The following is a 19034-nucleotide window of genomic DNA, read 5'->3' on the forward strand; positions in this document are numbered from 1 at the left end:
GTGGGGCACGACTCTAAGTGCCTAGCGGCAAGACGCTGCCAGGGCGATTATACGCCTCTTTCAAGGGAAATCGAGGGTTTCCCGTTATTTTTTCAGCCGTTTTCAACCGCCGTGTGACCTAGATATGCTTGACGTACGCCGGCATCTAATGCAATCTCCTCGGCAGGTCCGTGAAGCGCAACTAAACCCTCCGCGAGAACGTACGCACTCTTCGCTAACTGCAAGGACGATGCGACGTTTTGCTCGACGAGAACGACTGTCGTTCCGCCTTGATGGATCTCGCGAACCCAGTCGAAAATCTGCTGTACGATGCGCGGTGCGAGCCCAAGCGACGGCTCGTCTAACAACAGTAAGCGCGGCTCCGACATAAGTGCGCGCGCAATTGCGGCCATTTGCTGCTCGCCGCCCGACAGGGTGCCGGCAAGTTGCGCACGGCGTTCTGCCAGGATCGGTAGACGATCGTACATCTTCTTGAGATTTGCACGGGCGCGCGAGGTCGCGCGCGCTTCTGTTCCGGCCAACAGATTATCTTCAACCGACATCGCGGGGAAAAGCTGACGGCCTTCGGGCGTCAGCGCAATTCCGCGCTCGACGAGCTTGCGCGCCGAGAGTCCGTCGACGCGCTCGCCGTCGTACGTAATCGTTCCGCTACGCGGCGGCGTCAAGCCGGAAATCGCGCGCAGCGTCGTCGTCTTTCCCGCGCCGTTTGCACCGAGAATTGCAGCGATCGAACCTTCCTCGACTTCGAGCGAAACGCCGTGCAGCGCCTCGAAATCTCCGTAAGAGACGTGCACATCTTCCAGCTTTAGGAGGAGGCTCACGTCTCGATCGGCGTCCCGAAGTACGCGGAGATGACTTCCGGATCAGTCGAGATCTCCGCGGGCGTTCCCTCAGCGATCTTGCGTCCGAAATCGAGGACGATAATCCGGTCGGAGATGTTCATCACGAAGCGCATCAGATGTTCGATCCCGCCCACGGCGGAGATCCCATGCTTGCGCAGATCGAGAATAAACGCGCACATCGCGTCGACTTCGGTCGGATTGAGACCGGCCATCACTTCGTCAAGAAGTATGAGCGTTGGACGCGTCGCGAGCGCGCGCGCGACCTCCAAACGTTTGCGTTGCGTCAGCGTCAAGCTCGAAGCCGGGACGTCGGCCAAGTGCGCGAGACGGACGAGCTCCAAGACTTCCATCGCCGTGCGTCGCGCAGCAGCGTACGTCTTCTCGTGCACGAGCGCTCCGACCGCAACGTTGTCGACGACGGAGAGTCGCACGAACGGACGCACGATCTGATACGTTCGTCCGATGCCGGCGTGGGCGATTTTATGCGTCGGCATTCCGACGATCGACTTTCCTTTGAAACGCACGTCGCCCGTCGATGGCGGCATGACGCCGCTGATGACGTTGAACAGCGTTGTCTTGCCGGCGCCGTTCGGACCGATGATGCAAACGATCTCGCCTTCGCCGACGGAGAAGCTCACGTCGGTAAGCGCGCGTAATCCGCCGAACGAACGGCTGACGCTGTCGATCTCGAGCAGCGCGCTCATGTGACGGCCTCTTGCGGAAGTGGTTTCGCAGCCGCCTTCTTGCGTCCAAGACGTTCCACAATCGCAGGGACGATGCCGCGCGGCAGCGCGATCAATAAGACGACGATCAATGCACCGAAGATCATCAAGTGCGTCTGCGGGAATTTCGTGCTGAGCGTTTCGGAGACTTGCGACATCAAGATGCCGCCGACGAGCGGTCCCCACAGCGTTCCCATTCCGCCGAGAATCGCCATCGCGACCGTCTGCAGCTCGATCTCTGTTGAATAGATCGAGCTTGGCTCGACGTACGTCAGATACCACGCGTAGCCGCCGCCGAGTAGTGCCGGGACGATAGCGCTCAAGACAAAGGCTTGCACTTTGCTCGAAGTCGTATCGACGCCGAGCGTGCCCGCCGCGCGCTCGTCTTCGCGAAGCGCGCGCAACCGAAGTCCGAATGCGCTGCGATCGATCCATGCCGTCAGAAGAATCGCAAGCACCAAGACGCCCAGCGTCCAGTAGTAGACGACGACGGCGTTCGCGCCCGGCGGAAGATAGATGCCCTCGGCGCCACCGGTAAAGGGAATCGTATCGGTTGCTATGCGCAAGCTCTGCGCCAGGCCGAGCATTCCGAGTGCAAAGAACGGCCCTTGCAAGCGGAGCATCAGATAACCCATCGGGACGGCGAGTGCTGCGCACAAGGCGCCGCCTATCAGCGCGCACACCCACCACTCGGCGTGAAAGCGAGTCGTGCCGATCGCAACGACGTAGGCGCCGATCCCGAAGAACGTTATTTGCCCGAACGAAAGATAGCCGGCATAGCCTGAGATGATATTCCAGCCGTATGCGAGCCCAGTAAAGAGCAAGCTGATATAAAACAGCGAGAGAATATAACCGTTTCCGGATAACGGCACGAGCGCCGAAGCGATAAAAAGCACCGCTAGGGCGGCAAAACCGAGAATGCGTAGATTCACGTGGTTGCGGGCTTACCTAAAATTCCGGACGGCCGGAACAGCAGCACGAGAATGAAAACGACGTACGGCATCATCGAACCGAGGTGCGTGTTGCCGTAAAATCCCACGAACGATACGAAGAGGCCGAGCAAAAGCGCGCCGAGGATGGCTCCGGCGTAGCTTCCAAGGCCGCCGAGCACGACGACGCTGAACGCGATCAGCGTGAATTGCGAGCCCGTGTCGGGGTTGAAAGCGTAGATCATGCTGAGCAGCGCGCCCGACGCAGCAGCGATCGCGCAGCCGAGCGCAAAGCTCAGCGTGCGCATGCGGCTGATGTCGATCCCGCAGGCACGCGCTCCATCCAAATTCTGACTGGCCGCGCGCAGCGCGCGTCCGACTTGCGTCGAGCGCAGTACGAGGCCGAGAATGCCGGCGATCAAAATCGCGAGCACGAATGCCAAAACTTGCGCCTTCGGAAAATCGACTAAGCCGACATGCCATGAGTCCGTTAAATACGCAACGGAGCGGAAGTCGCCGCTGAAGATCGCAAGACTAAGTCCGATCAGGAAGTACGAGACGCCGAACGTGATGAGCAGCGACGACCATTCACGGCTCTGGGCGTGTTCGGGAAGACGCTGCAGCAGAAGACGCTCGAACACCGTTCCCAAGATTGCGCCCGCAATCAGCGCGACGGGCAGCGCTTCGATCGGCGTGATGTTGTACCGTTGAAAGACGACGGCGCACGCGAGCGCCGTCCCGATGACGATCTGGCCGTGTGCGAGATTGACGATTCGCGTCACGCCGAAAATAACGTTCAGCCCAAGGGCGGCGAGTGCGAACACGCCGCCCAAGAGCAGACCGTTGATGATGAGCTGGATGACCAGCTCTAGGTGCACTATTTAGCCCAGGCGTATGGAGTGATCAACTTCGCTTGTGCCCATTTGCTCGGGTACACGACGAGTTGTTTTCCGCCTTGCCACTGATCGGTCAGTGAATCGTAGCCCGTCTGCATTCCGGTCGAATCGACGTGATACGTTCCGCAGACCGTGTCGACTTCGTGCGTCGCCATGTAATCGCGGATCTTGTCGTTGTCGAGCGATTTCACACTGGCAATCGCAGCGCCGAGGACTTGCATCGCGGCGTAGTTTTGCGCCGAGTGATAGTCCGCATCCACTCCGAACGCGGCTTTGAACGCCTTGGCGAACTCGGCGTTGCCTTTCGTCTTGAGCTCTGAGCTCCAGTTACTCGCAAAGAGCACGCCTTGCGCGTCGGCTCCGACTTCCTTCGCGAAGTTCGGTTCGGCTGGGCCTATCGTGAAGAAGAGCTCCTTCGGCGTCACGTTGGCTTGTTTGAGCGCCCGAATGATGCCGACGGAATCCGGGAAGTACGAGATTGCGAGCACGACGTCCGGATTCGATTGTTTGATCTTCTGAACGATCGCCGTGTAGTCGGATGCGTTGTGCGGATATAGCTCGCTAAAGACGACGTCGAGACCAGCCGCCTTCGCCATGTCCGGGACTGCCGAGGCGATCGACTTTGGGAAAGCAGTGTCTTCGCCGGTCAATGCGATTCGCTTGTAGCCGTATTGCTTTGCGATTTGAATCGCGCCGTACACGTAGCGGTCAGACGTAGCCGTACCTTGGAAGATGTACTTGAGATTACGCTTGAACGGTCCCACGGATGCGACTTCGGGTGAGATCATCGGCATCTTGTACTGATCGGCGATGTTCGCGACCGCCGCGGTGATTGCACTCGAGTACGGTCCGACGATCAGATTCACGTGATCCTGTTGGACGAGCTTTTGATACTCGGTGACCGAAGTCGCCGGATCGCTCGCGTCGTCGTACACTTTCAATTGAAGCTGACGTCCGAGCCAGCCCCCGTGTGCGTTAATCTGATTGACGTAGAGCTGATAACCTTGTAGTGCGTACTTGCCGACTTCTGCGTACGAGCCGGTCTCCGAAACCGTCGTCCCGATGACGATCGGATCGGCCGCGCTTGCCTTGTGCGAACTAGCGCCGATAAAACATGCGAGTATGGCGGCGCTCAAAAGAAAAGCGATCCCCTTGGATGCGCTGGCTGACTTCATGCCCCTCTCCTTCCGGTGAGTTCCCCTGGGTTATGAGGAGTAACGGCAGCCATCCTCCAAAAGTCGCATCATATAAAGGAGGCCAAGATGACGACCCTGACCGCGTCCCCGGCACGCCAGTTGATCACGCGACGCCTTGCGGAGTATGCCGTGAACCTTGGGTTCACCGATCTTCCGGCAGCGACCGTAGAGAAGACGAAGCAGGCGATCCTCGACCTTTTGGGGATCGCGATCCGCGCAAGCATTGCGGGCGAATCGAGCGACGTCGTCCTACGGGTCGTCGACTCGCTGGGGAGCGCCGGGAAAGCGACCGGGATTGGAATCGGTCCGCGCTATCAAGCGCACTACGCCGCGCTATTGAACGGAACGTTCGCGCACACGCTGGATTTCGATGACACGCACGAGGGCGGCTCGATCCACCCGGGGGCACCCGCGATTACGGCCACGCTGGCGGTTGCCGAGGAGATGCGCGCCTCCGGCGCGCGGCTGATTGCGGCCGTCGTCGCGGGCTACGACGCGACCGTTCGCATCGCGGAAGCTGCGGATCCGGCGGCGCACTACGATCGCGGTTTTCATCCGACCGCGACCTGCGGGACGTTTGGGGCGACGGCCGCCGTCGCAAACGTCGCGAACGCGAGCGCCGATGTCCTCGAAAACGCTTTCGGGATAAATGGAAGCCAATCCGCCGGCTCTTTACAATTTCTGGAAAATGGCGCTTGGAACAAGCGGATCCACACGGGACTCACCGCGCACAACGCAATCCTGGCGTTTCGTTTTGCCCGGGCGGGAGCCGTCGGCGCTCGCGATGCGCTCGAGGGACGCTCGGGATTTTTCCGCGGATACACCGACGGCGCGGACGTCGAACACGTGGTTCGCACGCTCGGAGAACGGTTCGCCGTCGACGAGACCGCATTCAAGCCGTATCCTTCGTGCCGTTACTCGCACGCAGCCATCGACGTGATTCGCGAGATCGTCGCTGAAGCGAACCTGAAGCCCGAAGCCGTCACCGCGATTCGCATCGGCCTGCCGCGCAAGGGCATGGATCTTATCGGCGTCCCTGAGGACGCGAAACGTGCGCCGCGTTCGATCGTCGACGGACAATTCAGCATGTTCTTTCTCGCGGCGGTCGCGCTGCTGCACGGGCGCATGACCTGGGATGACTATAAGTTGCTCGGAAATGCGGACGTCGCGCGAACGATCGAGCGAATCGAAGTGCGCTTGGATCCCGAGATCGAAGCACGTTTCCCAACCATGGCTGCGAGCGTCGAGATCGATGCGAACGGCACTACCACGCGGCGGATCAACTGGACGCCGAAGGGCGAACCCGACAAGCCGCTTTCGTGGGACGAAGTCGAAGCCAAGTTCCTCAGCTTGGCGCGCGCAGTCTACGACGATGCGCACTGCGCGCGGATCGTCGAGACGGTGCGCGGTCTCGAACTTCTGGACGAAGTCGGTGAGCTGACGACGCTACTCGGCAGATGACGATCGACCAAGACGTCCTCGCGCAAATCCGGCGCTTCGCCGAGACGGAAATACGTCCGGTTGCGCACGATCTCGAAGCACGCAACGAATATCCGGCCGCGCTTGTCGCGCGCATGCGCGAGATGGGGCTGTTCGGTGCGATCGTTCCGGAAGCGTACGGCGGCGCAGGCCTCAACGTCAGCACGTACGCTGCGGTCATCGAAGAGATGGCGCGCGTGTGGATGTCGATCACCGGCGTGCTCAACAGCCATCTGATCATGTGCTACGACATCCTCACGGGTGGAACCGAGCGTCAACGTAAGGCGTGGCTGCCGGCCTTGAGCGACGGTACGAAGCATGGCGGCATCATGCTGAGCGAGCCGGAGGCGGGGAGCGATTTGCAAGCAATTCGCGTCACCGCGCGCCGCGACGGCGATTCGTATCTGATCCGCGGAACGAAGATGTGGGTTACGAACGGCCGCACCGGCAACACATTTCTCGTGCTCGCGAAAACGGATACCGAGGTGCGGCCGCGTCATCGCGGCATCAGCCTCTTCATTGTCGAAAAAGACAAGGGACCGGGGTTTACCGTCAGCCGCGACATCGACAAGCTCGGGTACCGCGCGCTTGATACGTGTGAGGTTGTCTTCGACGATTATCGTGTCCCCGCGGAAAATCTGCTCGGCGAACAAGAAGGCTTGGGTTTCAAGCAGATCATGAGCGGACTCGAGCTCGGGCGCATCAACATTGCCGCTCGCGGTGTCGGCATCGCGCAAGCCGCACTTGACGAGGCCGTCAAGTATTCACAGCAGCGCGAGACCTTCGGAAAGCCGATCTGGCAACATCAGGCAATTGCGCTCAAGCTTGCTGACATGGTGACGACCGTGAACGCGGCGCGTCTCTTGACCTACGCGGCGGCGGAGCGAAAAGATCGTGGAGAGCGCTGCGACATGGAAGCCGGAATGGCCAAGCTCTTTGCAACCGAAACGGCGATGACGTGCTCGCTCGAGTCAATGCGCATCCACGGCGGTTACGGCTACACCAAGGAGTTCGACGTCGAGCGTTTCTTCCGTGACGTGCCCTTGTTGATCATCGGCGAGGGCACAAACGAAATTCAGAAGACGATCATCGCCCGCCAGCTCATCGAGCGAAACACGATCTCGTAAGCCGGCGGGCCCGTCAGTGTTACGGTTGGCGCGGAAGGTTGTGTTTTGTGTAGTCGATCCGCTGCGAGTTATTGTTGAGCTCGTGGTTGATCTGATGATACTGCCCGGCCGTCAAGTGGCCGTCGTTGTGGCGCAGATCGTAGCGGCGCTGGGCATTGACGGCGTCCAGATGATTCTCGTCGCGCCGGTATTTGCCGTAGGTTAACGAGCCGTTGCGCACGCCCTGGTTGATACGGGCTTGCTGGTTGTGCTCGCGATTATAAACCTCGCCGGCTTGCACCGCGAGCGGCAACATCGACGCGACCAGCATGCTTGATGTGAGGCTGGCAAGCAAAACCTTACCGAAGAATGTCTTCATATCCCGAGTTTGCGCTTTGCGGCGAAAAAGACAACGCTTCGGGCGCGCATTCTAAGGGCGCCTTTAACGCGCCTTAAGGGCGGTCTAATCCCGGAATTCGAAAAAGCCTTCGTACCCGCGTACGAAGACCGATAGCAAATCCGGCGGCAGCGTAAAATTGCCGTTCTCGCTTTGCATCTCACCCAGCTGCGAGCGATGCGCGAGAACCGCGCGCTGCTTGCGCCCCAGCACCGAGGCGATATCGAGTTTCCAAACCGTCGGCGCAAGTTCGTCGCAGATTGCTTCTGTAAGCGGCCCGATCCAAACGGGATATTCGAGGATGCGAGGCGCGCGCTTCATCTGTCGCACCGCAGAACGAACGATGTGCCAGGTTGCGGTGTGGTCCGCGTTCGAGTCGCCGCGAAAAGGAATGATGAGCGTGCTCGGGTTGAGTGTCTCGAGCACCGAGCTAACGTGTTTTACGATTGCCGGAAACGCACTGACCGGGTCGCTCGCAACTTTACCGTCGGGGTAATCGAGAAACTGCACGTCTGCCGGCGTCACACCCAGCTCTTGCACCGCGGTCATGACCTCGATCTTGCGCATGCTGATAAACGCTTCGCGCGTAAACTCTTTCGAGTTCGGATGCGAGTTGCCGCCGTCACTTACGACGACGATCGAAACCGGCTGCTTGTTACGGTGGAGCAGCGCAATGAGCCCGCCGCACGCTAAAGTTTCGTCGTCCGGGTGCGGCGCGACGATCGTGGTTGGGCCGAATGCATTGAGCGATTTGTGCGGGAGCTCTGTGCCGCCGAACGTAACATGAGCTTCCCTCAACATAGCGAAGCACGAGGCTACACGTCCGGAGTCCAGAAATCGTCAAGGAATATATGAGGAAAATCGCCGTCATTTCGCCAAGCGCCCGGGTGAAATAATGCGAATTCTTATCGTTGAAGACGATCAACGCATCGCGAGTCCGGTTGCGGATGATTTGCGATTGCAACAGCACGTGGTCGACGTAACGAGCGACGGACGCGACGGTCTCAACTACGCGCTCGCCGGCTCTTACGATCTCATGCTTCTCGACATCATGTTGCCGGGAATCGACGGACTCACGATCTGTCGCAAACTGCGCGATGCCGGCGATCAAGCCATGATTCTCATCATTACGGCGCGCGATGCAATTGAAGACAAGGTTGCGACTCTCGATGCCGGGGCCGACGACTACGTCGTCAAGCCGTTCGATCTCGCGGAGCTGAGCGCGCGCGTGCGCGCGGTGTCACGGCGTACGCGCGAATCGCGCCCGATGGTCTTGGAGCGCGGACCGCTCTCGCTCGATCCGAAGAGCGCACGAGTAACGTTTGAGGGAAAGCACGTGCCGCTCACGCGCACGGAACACGCGATCCTCGAGACACTGATGCGCAATTCAGACCAGATATTCACCAGCTCGATGCTGCTCGACCGCGTCGTCACATTCGACGTCGGCAGCGGAACGGGTTCGATCAAAACGCACATCGCAAACCTGCGCCGCAAGCTCCGCGCCGCAGGATGCACCGATCCGATCGAGACCGTCTACGGTCTGGGGTATCGCTTAAGCGATCTCGGAGCCTAAGTTAGTGACGGTGGGCGGCGCGGTAGCGTAATCGTAAAGGTGCTGCCGGCTGCAAGGCGGCTCGTTACGAGGATGCGTCCGCCGTGACGTTCGGCGAGCGCGCGTGCAATCGCAAGCCCCAGTCCGCTTCCTCCGTCGTTGACGCGTGAAGGTGCGGCGCGCCAGAAGCGATCGAAGATGCGATCCAGATGTTCGGCCGCGATGCCGATTCCGCTGTCTTCAACCGAGACCTGAACGTTGACCGGATCGCCGCTACAGGAAATGATGACCGAACCATGTTCGGGCGTGTAACGGATCGCGTTCTCGACGAGATTCGCAATGATGCGCGAAACCTGTTCTGGATTGCCGATCACTTGGCCGCCGGCGCCCGGATGAATCGCGAGCTTGATCGACTTTGCGGCGGCCGAATCTTTGTAGCGTTCGCAGATTTCCCGGACGATCGCATCGACGTGCACGGTGAACATCTCGCGCTCGAGCGAACGGCCTGCGCGCGCCAGAATCAGCAAATCGTCGACCAGCCGGTTCATGTCCTTGGCAGTCGCGGCGATCGACGTCAGACGGTTCTTCGTTTGTTCCGACATGTCGGGCGCTTCGTGTAGCGCGACCGCGGCGGTGGTTGAAAGTGCGGTAAGCGGGCTGCGCAGCTCGTGCGACGCGTCGGCCGTAAATTCACGCAGACGCTCGTAGCTGGCTTCGGTGCGCTCGAGCGATGCGCGTGCCAGCATCGATCCGCCGACGCTCGCAGCGAGAATCGCGAGCAGCGAGCCGAACATGATGCCGAGATCGAGCGCGCCGACACCTTGCGCAAACGCGTCGCTCGTCAGCGCAGCACGCACGTACCCCACGTCTTGATGTTCCTGGTTCTGCAGGTAGATCGTGTAGGTTTCCAAGCGCTTGCCGCCCGCGCCGGTCAACGCGAACCGGCCGAGCTGCGGCGGAACATATGAGGGCGGCCCATGTCCGCGGCGCGTCACGAGCCGCTTCTGCGAATCAAACCATTCGAGCCCTTCGATTTTGGGATCGACGTCGAAACCGCCCAGCGAGTGTTCGTTGACGACGAAGCCGCCCGGTACGAAGTCGGTCGCAGCTTCGCCGGCACGCGCCAGCGTCGAAAGCCGGTTTGTCGCTTGCTGCTGCACGATCGATTCGAACGAGAAGCGAACCGCCGCGGCAAAGATTATGATAACGACTGCAAAGGCGCCCAAATAAGACGCGAACAGCCGGCGCTCGAGCACGCTATATTCCCCCCAGCGGCATCATCGGTTTGCTGGTGGTTCGACGCCTCGACCGCGTCCCTCCAGGCCAGCGCCTGGGGCCGTCGAAAGTGGGCCGCATCATGAACGGCCAGACGCTGCAGCCGCTCGTAATCGAGCCGAAGGAGACCACCGCTATCTGGGGTGGCGATGCCCTCGTCAAAGCCTACGGAAAGAAGGGCGATCCGAACGCGACCCTCGGCGAATCGTGGGAGTGCTGGGACGAGAACACGATCCGGAGCGGACCTTACGCTGGAAAGTCGATCGCGGAATTGCGCGCGTTGCTCGGCAAACGCCTCATGGGGACGCTCGAGACCGGACGCATCTTCCCGGTTCTCACGAAAATCATCGATGCGCGCAAGAACCTGTCGGTGCAGGTCCATCCCGACGATGCCTACGCGCAACGAGTCGAGCACGAGCCGTTCGGTAAGACCGAATGTTGGGTGATCCTCGAAGCGCAGCCGGGCGCAGAGCTCGTCCTTGGTTGGACCAAGGCAACAACGCGCGAAGAATACGAACGCCGCGTCAAAGATGGAACGCTCGGCGATATCTTGCGCCGCGTTCCGGTCAAACCGAACGACGCATTTTATCTTCCGTCCGGAACGTTGCACGCAATCGGCGAAGGCATTCAGCTCTTCGAGACGCAGCAGGCCAGCGATTTAACCTACCGGATCTTCGATTGGAATCGTGTCGGTCCGGATGGGAAGCCGCGCCAGCTGCACGTTGAAAAAGCCGGCGACGTTTTGAACTACGGCGCGGGAACTACGGCGCAGACCACGCATCTGAAATATGACGTCGACGGTATTCGCGCGGAAGCATTCATCGCAGATCCGCGTTTCGTCGTTGAGCGTATTAGCGTTTCGGGTGCAAAGGCAACGCTGCGGCCTGACGGCGAGCCGATCATCGTGATGACGCTGGACAATTCCATGACGCTCGTCACCGGTGAGTCGATGACGCAGCTCGAGCGTTGGACGACGGTGCTCGTTCCGGCCGAGCTCGGTTCGGTCGACGTGCTGGGCGGTTCGGCGCTTTGCGTCACCCCCAATCGCGAGGTGTTTGTGCGCCGCCTCGAGCGCGCGAGTGTCTCCGGCGCGCAGCGCGATGCATTTCTCGCGCAGTTCGAGCCAAAGAGTTTGCAATCCCGAGCGTAACGCGGCCATTTTTGTCATCTCTAGCGTAGCCCCGCCGTTCTTGTCATCCCGAGCGTAGCTTGCGCAAAGCGCAAGCGTAGTCGAGGGACCGAGAGAATCCTCAGCCATACTGTGGTTCGGCCGAACCACCACAACATGCACGCTTGCTCGGGATCGAACGTGCGCCCGGCCAATCCGGCACTGCGACTTCCAGTTGCGGGACCGAGGGCGTTGAGCCATTTGGCTCTCGCGTCTCCGGCGGCGAGCCGCTTACGCTGGCAGCGTGGCCACGGCAGCTCCGCAACTAATCTCGAGTCCGCAGCTTGGACGCCTCTCGCGTCCATGGATCATTACGCTGCTCTCGGCCGACATTCTCGGTTTCGTACTCTCCGCGTTTCTCGGTGCGCGTATCGCGCAAGCCGTCGCACACGAGACGCTCGATGCGTCGCGTGTCGCGCTCTCCGTCATCGTCTATGTTGCGTTGTGGCTGTGGCTGTTCAACCTGCTGGGGTTATACGAACGGTCGTTCGCCATGACGATCCAAGATGAGATCTACGCAACGATTGCGGCATTGTCGCTTGGAATCGCCCCGCAGCTCATCTTGTTCACGCTCGTGCCTTCCTTGTCGTCATCGCGGTTGGTTCTCCTAACCTCCCTTGGACTCTCGATCGCAACGGTGACGACCATGCGCGCAATCGCACACCGGGCACGAGAAGTCGAGCTCCTCGCACGCGAACGTCGGGTCGCACTGGTCGGAAACGCGGCACGATTGCGGGCTGCGTGCGAAGAGCTTGCGCTCGTTCCGAATACGCACATCCTTTCGATTCCGATCGACGACCTCGATCTGGATCTCGCCACGACGGTAGCCTTCGAAGAGCTGTGGTGGTTCGTGAAGCTCCTGCGTTGGGAGTGCGACACGCTGATCTTCGCGGACGTTCCCGACCCGCGCCATGTGCCGTCATTGCTTGCAGCCGCCCGCAAATGGGGTCTGCAGATCGCATTTGCGATGCCACGCATTCGCGCTTACGGTTACCAACTGCGTACGGAGATGCTCGGTCATCAAGCCCTGATCTTGCCGCGTCCCGTTCGGATTTCTACGTCCGCGGCGCGCCTTGTCAAACGCACCGCCGATGTGTGCGGCGCGGCGTTCACGCTGCCGTTTGCACCGCGCATCGCACTGCAAGTGTTCCGCGGCGAATTGGCGCTCGTTGGTCCGCGTAAGCACGATCCGGATGTCGCCGAATCGGCGCGTGCCTTCAACCCGCGTTACGTCGAGCGTGAGCTTGTGCGTCCCGGTCTCACCGGTTGGGCGCAAGTTCACGGCGCAAACTCGAGCGACGAGCGCGAACTCGCGTACGATCTGTTCTACGTTGAGAATTGGGGTTTGGTTCTGGACGCCTATGTCATCGTCAAAGCGGCGGCCGGACTCGTGCGCAAAGCGGCGATCGCGTCGCACAAGTATTTCGCCGACCAGCTCGGATAGCGTCCTCGTAGGTAGCGTCCCCAGATCGGATGCGATCCCGAAACAGCGCCGCGAACGCCGAGGATCGGATGATCGATCTTTTGGTGCCGGCAGATATCTTCGATGAGAACGCCGGCCGCATGCGGATAGCGGTGGTGCGGCTTCATCGACTCTGCGCTCACGAGGCAAAGCGCGATCTGCGCGCTTCCGGATAAGCACGAGTAGCGTTTGTCGCTCCGCCAATCGGTGTCGTATGCGCCGGCCAAACGCCCGTCCGAGGCGATTGCGTCATCCGCGAGCCGGCGCAGCGCGTTGATCAGCGGCGCGCCATAACGCGGCCAAGCGTCAAGTATGCGCGCACTTTCGAGAAAACCGCGCAGCGTGTATCCGATCGTGTGCGTGAACGCGGAGTCCGAGCCGCCGAATCCCCAGCCGGCAAATGCGCCGATCAGCGTTCTGCGCGCTCGCGCGCGTTCGAGAATCGCAATCGCGGCCGTGCGTTGCCGTTCTTCGCTCGTAATCGACCAGGCATCGAGCAGCGACCAGGCGACTTGCGTGTGATACGTCGCGTTCAGCGATTCGGAAGCGCTCGCGAGCCAGCCCGCCGCTCGCTCTGCGGCATCAAGCCAGATTGCTTCGCGCGAATGCCGGTAGAGCGCGCAGAGACCTTGGAGAATCTGCGCCGTGCTCATTGCATTGCGGGCTGCATGGTTGCGCGTCGGCCACATGCCGGCGGTCCAAGCTCCGTCGGCGTGCTGAATCTCGAGCAAGAACTCGCCGAACGAGCGTGCAAGCTCTTCATCGCCTGCTTGCAAAACGGTTGAAATCAGCGAGCCGGTAACCTCGGGGAATGTTCTCGACCAGCCGCGCAGCGGCGTGAAATAGGCGCGGCTCCCGCCGGTTCGCGGTGAGCGGCTGCGAACGATCCAGCCTTGAGCGGCGCCAAGATGGACGAGAAGATCCGTCTGCTGATTCACCACGTTCCACTGCCTTTTGCCCGCTACGCAAGCAAAAAGAACCTCAAAAGACTGTCAGTCCCAATCGAAACAGGCGAAAGTACCGCGCTTGCACGCTTAAGTGTACCGCGCGCGACCGAAGCCGGAAGCGTAAAATCGCGCCATGAGAACCGCAGCCCTGACGTTCGCCGCTTCCCTGCTCTTGTGTATGGCCGTTCCATTGCACGCCGCTGCGCAGACGCAGCCGCAAATGCAATCGCAGGCTGCGAGCGACTCACATATCAACGCCGGCGACCAGCTCAACGTACAAGTATTCGGTGAGCCGACGCTCACTCAAATCGTAACCGTTCAAGACGACGGTAACATTCAGTATCCGCTTGTCGGACGAATCAACGTCGGCGGCAAAACGCCCCCGCAGGCTGCCGACGAGATCAAGACGGCGCTTTTGAAATTCGTGCGTCATCCGATCGTGACGGTGGCTCTCTCGCAAGAGGGACAGAATAACGTCCTCGTGCTCGGCAACGTGAAGACGCCCGGCAAATACGTGGTTCGCAGCGGCGCGCATCTGAGCGATGCGGTTGCCGCGGCCGGCGGCCTGGGAACGACGAATGGCGACTACCCCAAAGCGCGCGTGACGCAAGACAACGGCACCGCCACGGAAGTCTCGCTGCAAGACCTCTTGGTCGGCGGGAAGAGCAAGCTCAACGTTCCGCTCAGCAACAACGCCGTCGTTTACGTCGAGGGCCCCCTGCCCATTCAAATTGAGGTCGTGGGCGCCGTCGATCATCCCGGCTACTACACGGTCCACCAGGGCGATCGTCTTTCCGTCGCGATTGCGCAAGCCGGCACCAGCGCCAATGCGAAAGCCGATCTCAATCACGTCACTGTAAGCCGTGACCTCAACGGAAAAGTCGAGAAGGATCAGATCAACATGTACGACGCCCTACACGGCGGCGATCGCACGCATTCGGATCCGGTCCTGGAGAAAGACGACGTGGTTTACGTGCCGCAAGCGCGTCAAGGGAATGCCTTCAATCCGATCTATTTGATCGAAAATCTGATCGGAATCGGGACGCACATCTAGCGAGCAAGCGTCGCGATTCTCATTGAATTCTTTTCGGTGAAAGGCGTTTAGCGGGGCGTTCGGGGGTATGAACGTCCCGTATCAGCTTCCCAAAAGGACTCTCTCCCGGCCCAATGTCGATATCTCCAATTCCGATACGTCCCACGGTCCGGGTCGCAGTCGTCGAAGGTCAGGTTCTTTTCGCGAAGGCTCTCTGCCAAGTCTTCGCGAGCGATCCCGGCCTCGAAGTCATCGGCGATGCCCAGACGATCAAAGACATTCCCACCGACGGGCACGCCCCGGACATTATCGTCATCGATCTGGACGGACATCCGATGGACTTCTCGGATACGATGCGGTATTGCCGGCAAACGGTGCCGAACGCGCGCGTCGTCGTTCTGTCGTTGAACGGTCACGCCGAGCTGCTGCAGCGCTGCCTATCCGCGGGCGCCGAAGCCTACGTGCTCAAAGATATTACGCCGGGGGAGCTGGTTCGTGCGGTCAAGGCCGTGGCCGGAGGCTCGACCTACGTTGATCCGCGCATCGCCGGAAACGTCTTACGCCGCCAGACACTGATGCCGACGCGTTCGGCGCTCAGCGATCTCTCCGAGCGGGAGACCGAGATTATCCGGCTGATCGCCCGGGGTCTTTCAAATAAAGAGATCGCCTCGCAGCTGTCCGTCTCCGAGAAGACAATCAAAAATCATATCAGCCGGATTTTTGCAAAGCTCGGAATCACGGCCCGCACGCAGGCCGCGATTCATGCAATGAAGGCGGGCTTGGTTTAGGCCGGTTTGGTTTAGCGCCGGACCAGTGGACCGGGTCGCGAGGATAGCCGCCGGAAAAACCCGGTGACGAAGATGCCGGCCACGATCAGGGCGGCAACGAGCGCGCCGACCACGAGCGCCTTGAGGACGAACGCCAGTACGACCAGCGCTACCACCGCGAGCGCGACGATGACCGTCAGGCGAATGAAAAGACTCAACTGCCTAGACCTCCATTAGCTTCTACGCCGGGGGCCGCCCAGAGGTTTCAGAGCCGGCCGAGCCGGTCGAGAATCGTGTAGATCGCGCCGACGTGATTGCAAACGTTGATCTCGCCGCTGTGAACGAGATCGATCAGCTTGTCGATGGGGACGAGCTCGACCGCGATGTCTTCAGTCGGATCCAGATGACGTTTCTGCGTGAGCGAGACGTCGTGCGCGATAAAGAGCGTAAAACGCCCGTTTGAGTTCGTCGGATCGACGATGAACGTTTGAACGCGTTCCAGTTCGCGCGGCGTCGTATAACCGGTTTCTTCACCGAGTTCGCGTAGCGCGGCATCCTCGGCAGATTCCCCTTGATCGATCGCGCCGGCGGGTAGCTCAAGGACGATTTCGCCGATGCCGTGCTTGTATTGCCGAACGAGCACGACGTTCTGTTCGGGCGTAATTGGGAACACTACGACGAAGCCGCGTGTCTCACGTATGTGGTAGCCCTCGACGATGGTTCCTGCGGGAAGTTCGATCGAATCACGGCGCAAACGCAGGTGCGGCGTGTCGATAACAACCTCGGATTTGAGGATCTTCCAGTCCGGCATGATATGAGCCCGGACTACGCGAAAACCACCCGAACGTCTTGCGAGGAGCAAAGGGCCAATCGATAGACTACGTATCGGAGAACTCTACGACACGACGTACGGCACGCTCTGGAAAGAGGGACCGTACTTTCCCCGCGGCACTCGCGTCCAGGTCGTCGGACTGCATATCGATCAGGGATTTTGCGTTCGATTTCCAGGTGAAGAAGCCGGCGAACCGCTCGAAGCATGGGAAGATTGGGACGAACTCGATTTTCTTGCTGAAGAAGGTTCGATAGAACCGTCGGGAGATTTGTCGCAGGCGGCGCTCGCCGAAGCGCGTGAAGTGTTGAACGAAGCCGAAGATGGCTGCCACCTTCACTTAGACGAAGAATAGGGCGCTCTGATTTCGCCATGACTTCGTTGCTGAAAGGCTCATTTGCCAAAGCAAACTTCGCCTTTCATCGCCTCGTCCTGACGAAATCATAACGCCCTATGCCTAGATGGTATGACCGTTATGCTGTTGTGGCGATTTTGTTTGCAGCACTCGCTATCTTGCCGTTCTGGCCGACGCCGGCGCGCATCATCTGCGCACTCCTTGCGTTTGCGATCGTCATCGTTGTGCTCGTCGTTCGGCTGCAGAGGCACGCATCGATGATTACCGGCTCACGCTCGACGATCAGAGATATGGAGTCGCGGATCGATCGCATTCGCGCCGATCGCGAAAAGCGCTTTACGCGCAGATAGTCAGTGGCGGCGCTCGTAGCCTGCGAAGGTTCCCTTTTTCACGCCCGTCCGGCGCTCGCCGGCCCCGATGACCAGAAGCTGGTCGTGGTTGTAAACCGCAATGGATCCAAGCTCGCCGCCGCGCAGCGTGAATCCGTGTACCCGCCAGCGATCCAGCCATCCGAATGATGCCGGCAGCTCGAGCGCAAGCTCGCCGAGACCCACCGCAATCGTTTGAAGTGGCGACTGTTCGACGACGGAGTTCGCGGCTTGGAGTGCGCGCTTGCGCGACCAGATCGCGAGCAGCGCGCGGCGTCGCGCAGCAGGGCTTAGGCCTGTAATCAAATCGCGCTCTTGCACGCAAATCGAATCTTCTATTGCAGGCATGAGCCGGTCCGCATCCAGCGGTGAAACGAGCTCGATGCCGATACGCGCCTCGCGCGAGATGATTACGACGCCGAGCGCCATCGAGCAAGCGATGCCCAGGTAAAGCGGCCTTCCGAGTACGTCTTCGCGTAAATACGTTCGCCCGTACGAGCTACGAGTAATCTCGATCGATTCGGGACGCCGCCATTGATATTTGGCGATTATGCTGCGCAGCGGCACATCGAAGGCGCTTTCATCCGCCTGCAACAGCCATGAATCGATCTGAACGTTCGAAAGTGTTAGCTGTTCGCGTTCCAGGATCGCATGCGTGCCGTTCGTTTGCGGCGCATTACTGCGCAAAAACATAATGTTTTCTTATGATACGGCCGCTTGGATTGTTTTGGATGCGGCTTTCCACCCGCGCCAACTAGGCTTTTCGCCAGTCCCGGAAGACTGCGCGCACTAGGACCAGAGACTGCTCTAGCCCGTCAGTAGATGTTAAAACGTGCCTTCAAATTGGGCCTTATAACTGCATGTGCGTTCGCTAAATTCCCATCGCAAGTGATGTGTTGCAAATGTTATCCTTGCGAACAACCGACCATCGGTTCCCCGCCTCTGCTTCCGACCCGCAACTCTGAGGAATCTCATGCTACAGATCGACACCCGCCCGCAACGCGTCGTCGTCATTGAATCGCAGGCACTCTTTGCCAAAGCCATTTGCCACTTGCTTTCGACCGACGACGAGATCGAGATCTTGGGCGACTATCGCAATATAACGCTCGCCCCCTTATCGAACTTGCGACCCAATCTCTTACTGGTTGACATGGAAGCGCACGCTTACGATCTCGCCGAGACGATCGCGCGTTGCCGCGAAACTCTTCCCCAGCTGCGCGTTTGCATTCTCTCGAGTCACCTCAATGCCGAGGCAATGCAGCGTTGTCTGAATGCCGGCGCTGATGGGTATCTTGTGACCGACATATCTCCGAGCGAGCTCAAACAGGCTGTAAAAGCCGTCTCATCAGGATCGTCCTATGTCGATCCACGCATCGCCGGAGGAGTGCTACGACGCCGCTCGACGATGAATGGTCGCGCCGACATCAACGAGCTCTCGATCCGCGAGACGCAGATCATCCGCTACATTGCGCGCGGACTGTCGAACAAAGAGATCAGCTCCGAGCTGTTTCTCTCGGAACGCACCGTCAAGAACCACATCAGCCGCATCTTTTCCAAACTAAACGTTTCAGCGCGAACGCAGGCTGCTGTTTACGCGATCAAATCGGGCTTGGCGTAAGCCTTCGGCACACTGACGGCTGCCACAAGTACCCATGCCGACAGTTTGCTTGGCCCTAACGAACGCTGCGTGCGCCAAACTATACTGGCGCTG

The 19034-nt window shown here is 59.9% G+C and carries 22 protein-coding genes; 9 read left to right on the top strand and 13 right to left on the bottom strand.

Annotated elements, in window-relative coordinates; genetic code table 11:
• Positions 1–92: 92 nt before the first annotated feature.
• The 5 genes from VGG22_12990 to VGG22_13010 are packed head-to-tail and all read right to left on the bottom strand — an operon-like array spanning position 93 to position 4564.
• Entirely contained in the window at positions 93–821 is a 729-nt protein-coding gene (locus tag VGG22_12990; GenBank protein HEY1729286.1) for an ABC transporter ATP-binding protein, read from the bottom strand.
• Entirely contained in the window at positions 818–1546 is a 729-nt protein-coding gene (locus VGG22_12995) for an ABC transporter ATP-binding protein (protein ID HEY1729287.1), read from the bottom strand. The genes VGG22_12990 and VGG22_12995 overlap by 4 nt, the downstream gene beginning before the upstream one ends.
• On the bottom strand, positions 1543–2496 hold the full coding sequence (locus VGG22_13000) for a branched-chain amino acid ABC transporter permease (protein HEY1729288.1): 954 nt from the start codon (positions 2494–2496) through the stop codon (positions 1543–1545). The genes VGG22_12995 and VGG22_13000 overlap by 4 nt, the downstream gene beginning before the upstream one ends.
• The gene (locus VGG22_13005; GenBank protein ID HEY1729289.1) at positions 2493–3371 is read right to left on the bottom strand and encodes a branched-chain amino acid ABC transporter permease; all 879 of its coding nucleotides are present in this window, start codon (positions 3369–3371) and stop codon (positions 2493–2495) included. The genes VGG22_13000 and VGG22_13005 overlap by 4 nt, the downstream gene beginning before the upstream one ends.
• Positions 3371–4564, bottom strand: a complete 1194-nt coding sequence (locus VGG22_13010; GenBank protein ID HEY1729290.1) for an amino acid ABC transporter substrate-binding protein — start codon at positions 4562–4564, stop codon at positions 3371–3373. Before VGG22_13010 ends, VGG22_13005 begins: the two co-directional genes overlap by 1 nt.
• An 87-nt stretch (positions 4565–4651) precedes the next feature.
• Here VGG22_13010 and VGG22_13015 point away from each other — a divergent pair, with 87 nt between their 5' ends.
• A complete protein-coding gene (locus VGG22_13015) occupies positions 4652–6046 on the top strand; it encodes an MmgE/PrpD family protein (GenBank protein ID HEY1729291.1) in 1395 nt (464 codons plus the stop codon).
• The gene (locus VGG22_13020) at positions 6043–7191 is read left to right on the top strand and encodes an acyl-CoA dehydrogenase family protein (protein ID HEY1729292.1); all 1149 of its coding nucleotides are present in this window, start codon (positions 6043–6045) and stop codon (positions 7189–7191) included. The genes VGG22_13015 and VGG22_13020 overlap by 4 nt, the downstream gene beginning before the upstream one ends.
• Positions 7192–7210: 19 nt before the next feature.
• On the opposite strand, the gene VGG22_13025 is transcribed toward VGG22_13020, so the two are convergent.
• The gene (locus tag VGG22_13025) at positions 7211–7549 is read right to left on the bottom strand and encodes a hypothetical protein (GenBank protein HEY1729293.1); all 339 of its coding nucleotides are present in this window, start codon (positions 7547–7549) and stop codon (positions 7211–7213) included.
• Positions 7550–7633: 84 nt separating this feature from the next.
• On the bottom strand, positions 7634–8368 hold the full coding sequence (locus tag VGG22_13030; protein ID HEY1729294.1) for a PIG-L deacetylase family protein: 735 nt from the start codon (positions 8366–8368) through the stop codon (positions 7634–7636).
• A gap of 94 nt (positions 8369–8462) precedes the next feature.
• Here VGG22_13030 and VGG22_13035 point away from each other — a divergent pair, with 94 nt between their 5' ends.
• Positions 8463–9140 (top strand): response regulator transcription factor, encoded by a 678-nt coding sequence (locus tag VGG22_13035; protein HEY1729295.1) that lies wholly within the window; start codon positions 8463–8465, stop codon positions 9138–9140.
• On the opposite strand, the gene VGG22_13040 is transcribed toward VGG22_13035, so the two are convergent.
• Positions 9137–10375 carry a HAMP domain-containing sensor histidine kinase gene (locus tag VGG22_13040; GenBank protein ID HEY1729296.1) on the bottom strand — a complete coding sequence of 413 codons (1239 nt, stop codon included), beginning with the start codon at positions 10373–10375 and terminating at the stop codon, positions 9137–9139. The two genes, VGG22_13035 and VGG22_13040, sit on opposite strands and share 4 nt — an antisense overlap.
• A gap of 101 nt (positions 10376–10476) precedes the next feature.
• Here VGG22_13040 and VGG22_13045 point away from each other — a divergent pair, with 101 nt between their 5' ends.
• The gene (locus tag VGG22_13045; GenBank protein ID HEY1729297.1) at positions 10477–11544 is read left to right on the top strand and encodes a type I phosphomannose isomerase catalytic subunit; all 1068 of its coding nucleotides are present in this window, start codon (positions 10477–10479) and stop codon (positions 11542–11544) included.
• Positions 11545–11806: 262 nt separating this feature from the next.
• Complete coding sequence (locus VGG22_13050; protein ID HEY1729298.1) at positions 11807–13006, top strand: sugar transferase; 1200 nt, start codon at positions 11807–11809, stop codon at positions 13004–13006.
• Here the strand turns inward: VGG22_13050 and VGG22_13055 are convergent.
• Positions 12922–13962: a hypothetical protein gene (locus VGG22_13055; protein HEY1729299.1), complete on the bottom strand. Its 1041-nt coding sequence runs from the start codon at positions 13960–13962 to the stop codon at positions 12922–12924. The two genes, VGG22_13050 and VGG22_13055, sit on opposite strands and share 85 nt — an antisense overlap.
• A 142-nt stretch (positions 13963–14104) precedes the next feature.
• Between VGG22_13055 and VGG22_13060 the strand changes: the two genes are divergently transcribed.
• A complete protein-coding gene (locus VGG22_13060; protein ID HEY1729300.1) occupies positions 14105–15025 on the top strand; it encodes a polysaccharide biosynthesis/export family protein in 921 nt (306 codons plus the stop codon).
• 113 nt (positions 15026–15138) lie between these two features.
• A complete protein-coding gene (locus VGG22_13065) occupies positions 15139–15792 on the top strand; it encodes a response regulator transcription factor (protein ID HEY1729301.1) in 654 nt (217 codons plus the stop codon).
• An 11-nt stretch (positions 15793–15803) separates the two neighbouring features.
• On the opposite strand, the gene VGG22_13070 is transcribed toward VGG22_13065, so the two are convergent.
• From VGG22_13070 to VGG22_13080, 3 genes are all read right to left on the bottom strand, one after another.
• The gene (locus tag VGG22_13070) at positions 15804–15989 is read right to left on the bottom strand and encodes a hypothetical protein (protein ID HEY1729302.1); all 186 of its coding nucleotides are present in this window, start codon (positions 15987–15989) and stop codon (positions 15804–15806) included.
• Positions 15990–16036: 47 nt separating this feature from the next.
• The gene (locus VGG22_13075; protein HEY1729303.1) at positions 16037–16582 is read right to left on the bottom strand and encodes an NUDIX hydrolase; all 546 of its coding nucleotides are present in this window, start codon (positions 16580–16582) and stop codon (positions 16037–16039) included.
• Positions 16583–16649: 67 nt separating this feature from the next.
• Positions 16650–16934, bottom strand: coding sequence for a hypothetical protein (locus VGG22_13080; GenBank protein HEY1729304.1), 285 nt, complete (start codon positions 16932–16934; stop codon positions 16650–16652).
• A gap of 119 nt (positions 16935–17053) precedes the next feature.
• On the opposite strand from VGG22_13080, the gene VGG22_13085 reads away from it, so the two are divergent.
• Positions 17054–17305: a hypothetical protein gene (locus VGG22_13085; GenBank protein HEY1729305.1), complete on the top strand. Its 252-nt coding sequence runs from the start codon at positions 17054–17056 to the stop codon at positions 17303–17305.
• Here the strand turns inward: VGG22_13085 and VGG22_13090 are convergent, their stop codons facing one another.
• Positions 17306–18016, bottom strand: a complete 711-nt coding sequence (locus VGG22_13090) for a hypothetical protein (protein HEY1729306.1) — start codon at positions 18014–18016, stop codon at positions 17306–17308.
• 280 nt (positions 18017–18296) lie between these two features.
• Here VGG22_13090 and VGG22_13095 point away from each other — a divergent pair, with 280 nt between their 5' ends.
• A complete protein-coding gene (locus tag VGG22_13095) occupies positions 18297–18941 on the top strand; it encodes a response regulator transcription factor (protein HEY1729307.1) in 645 nt (214 codons plus the stop codon).
• The last annotated feature ends 93 nt before the right edge of the window (positions 18942–19034 follow it).

The organism is Candidatus Baltobacteraceae bacterium, assembly GCA_036489885.1.
Classification (GTDB): Bacteria; Vulcanimicrobiota; Vulcanimicrobiia; order Vulcanimicrobiales; family Vulcanimicrobiaceae; genus JAFAMS01.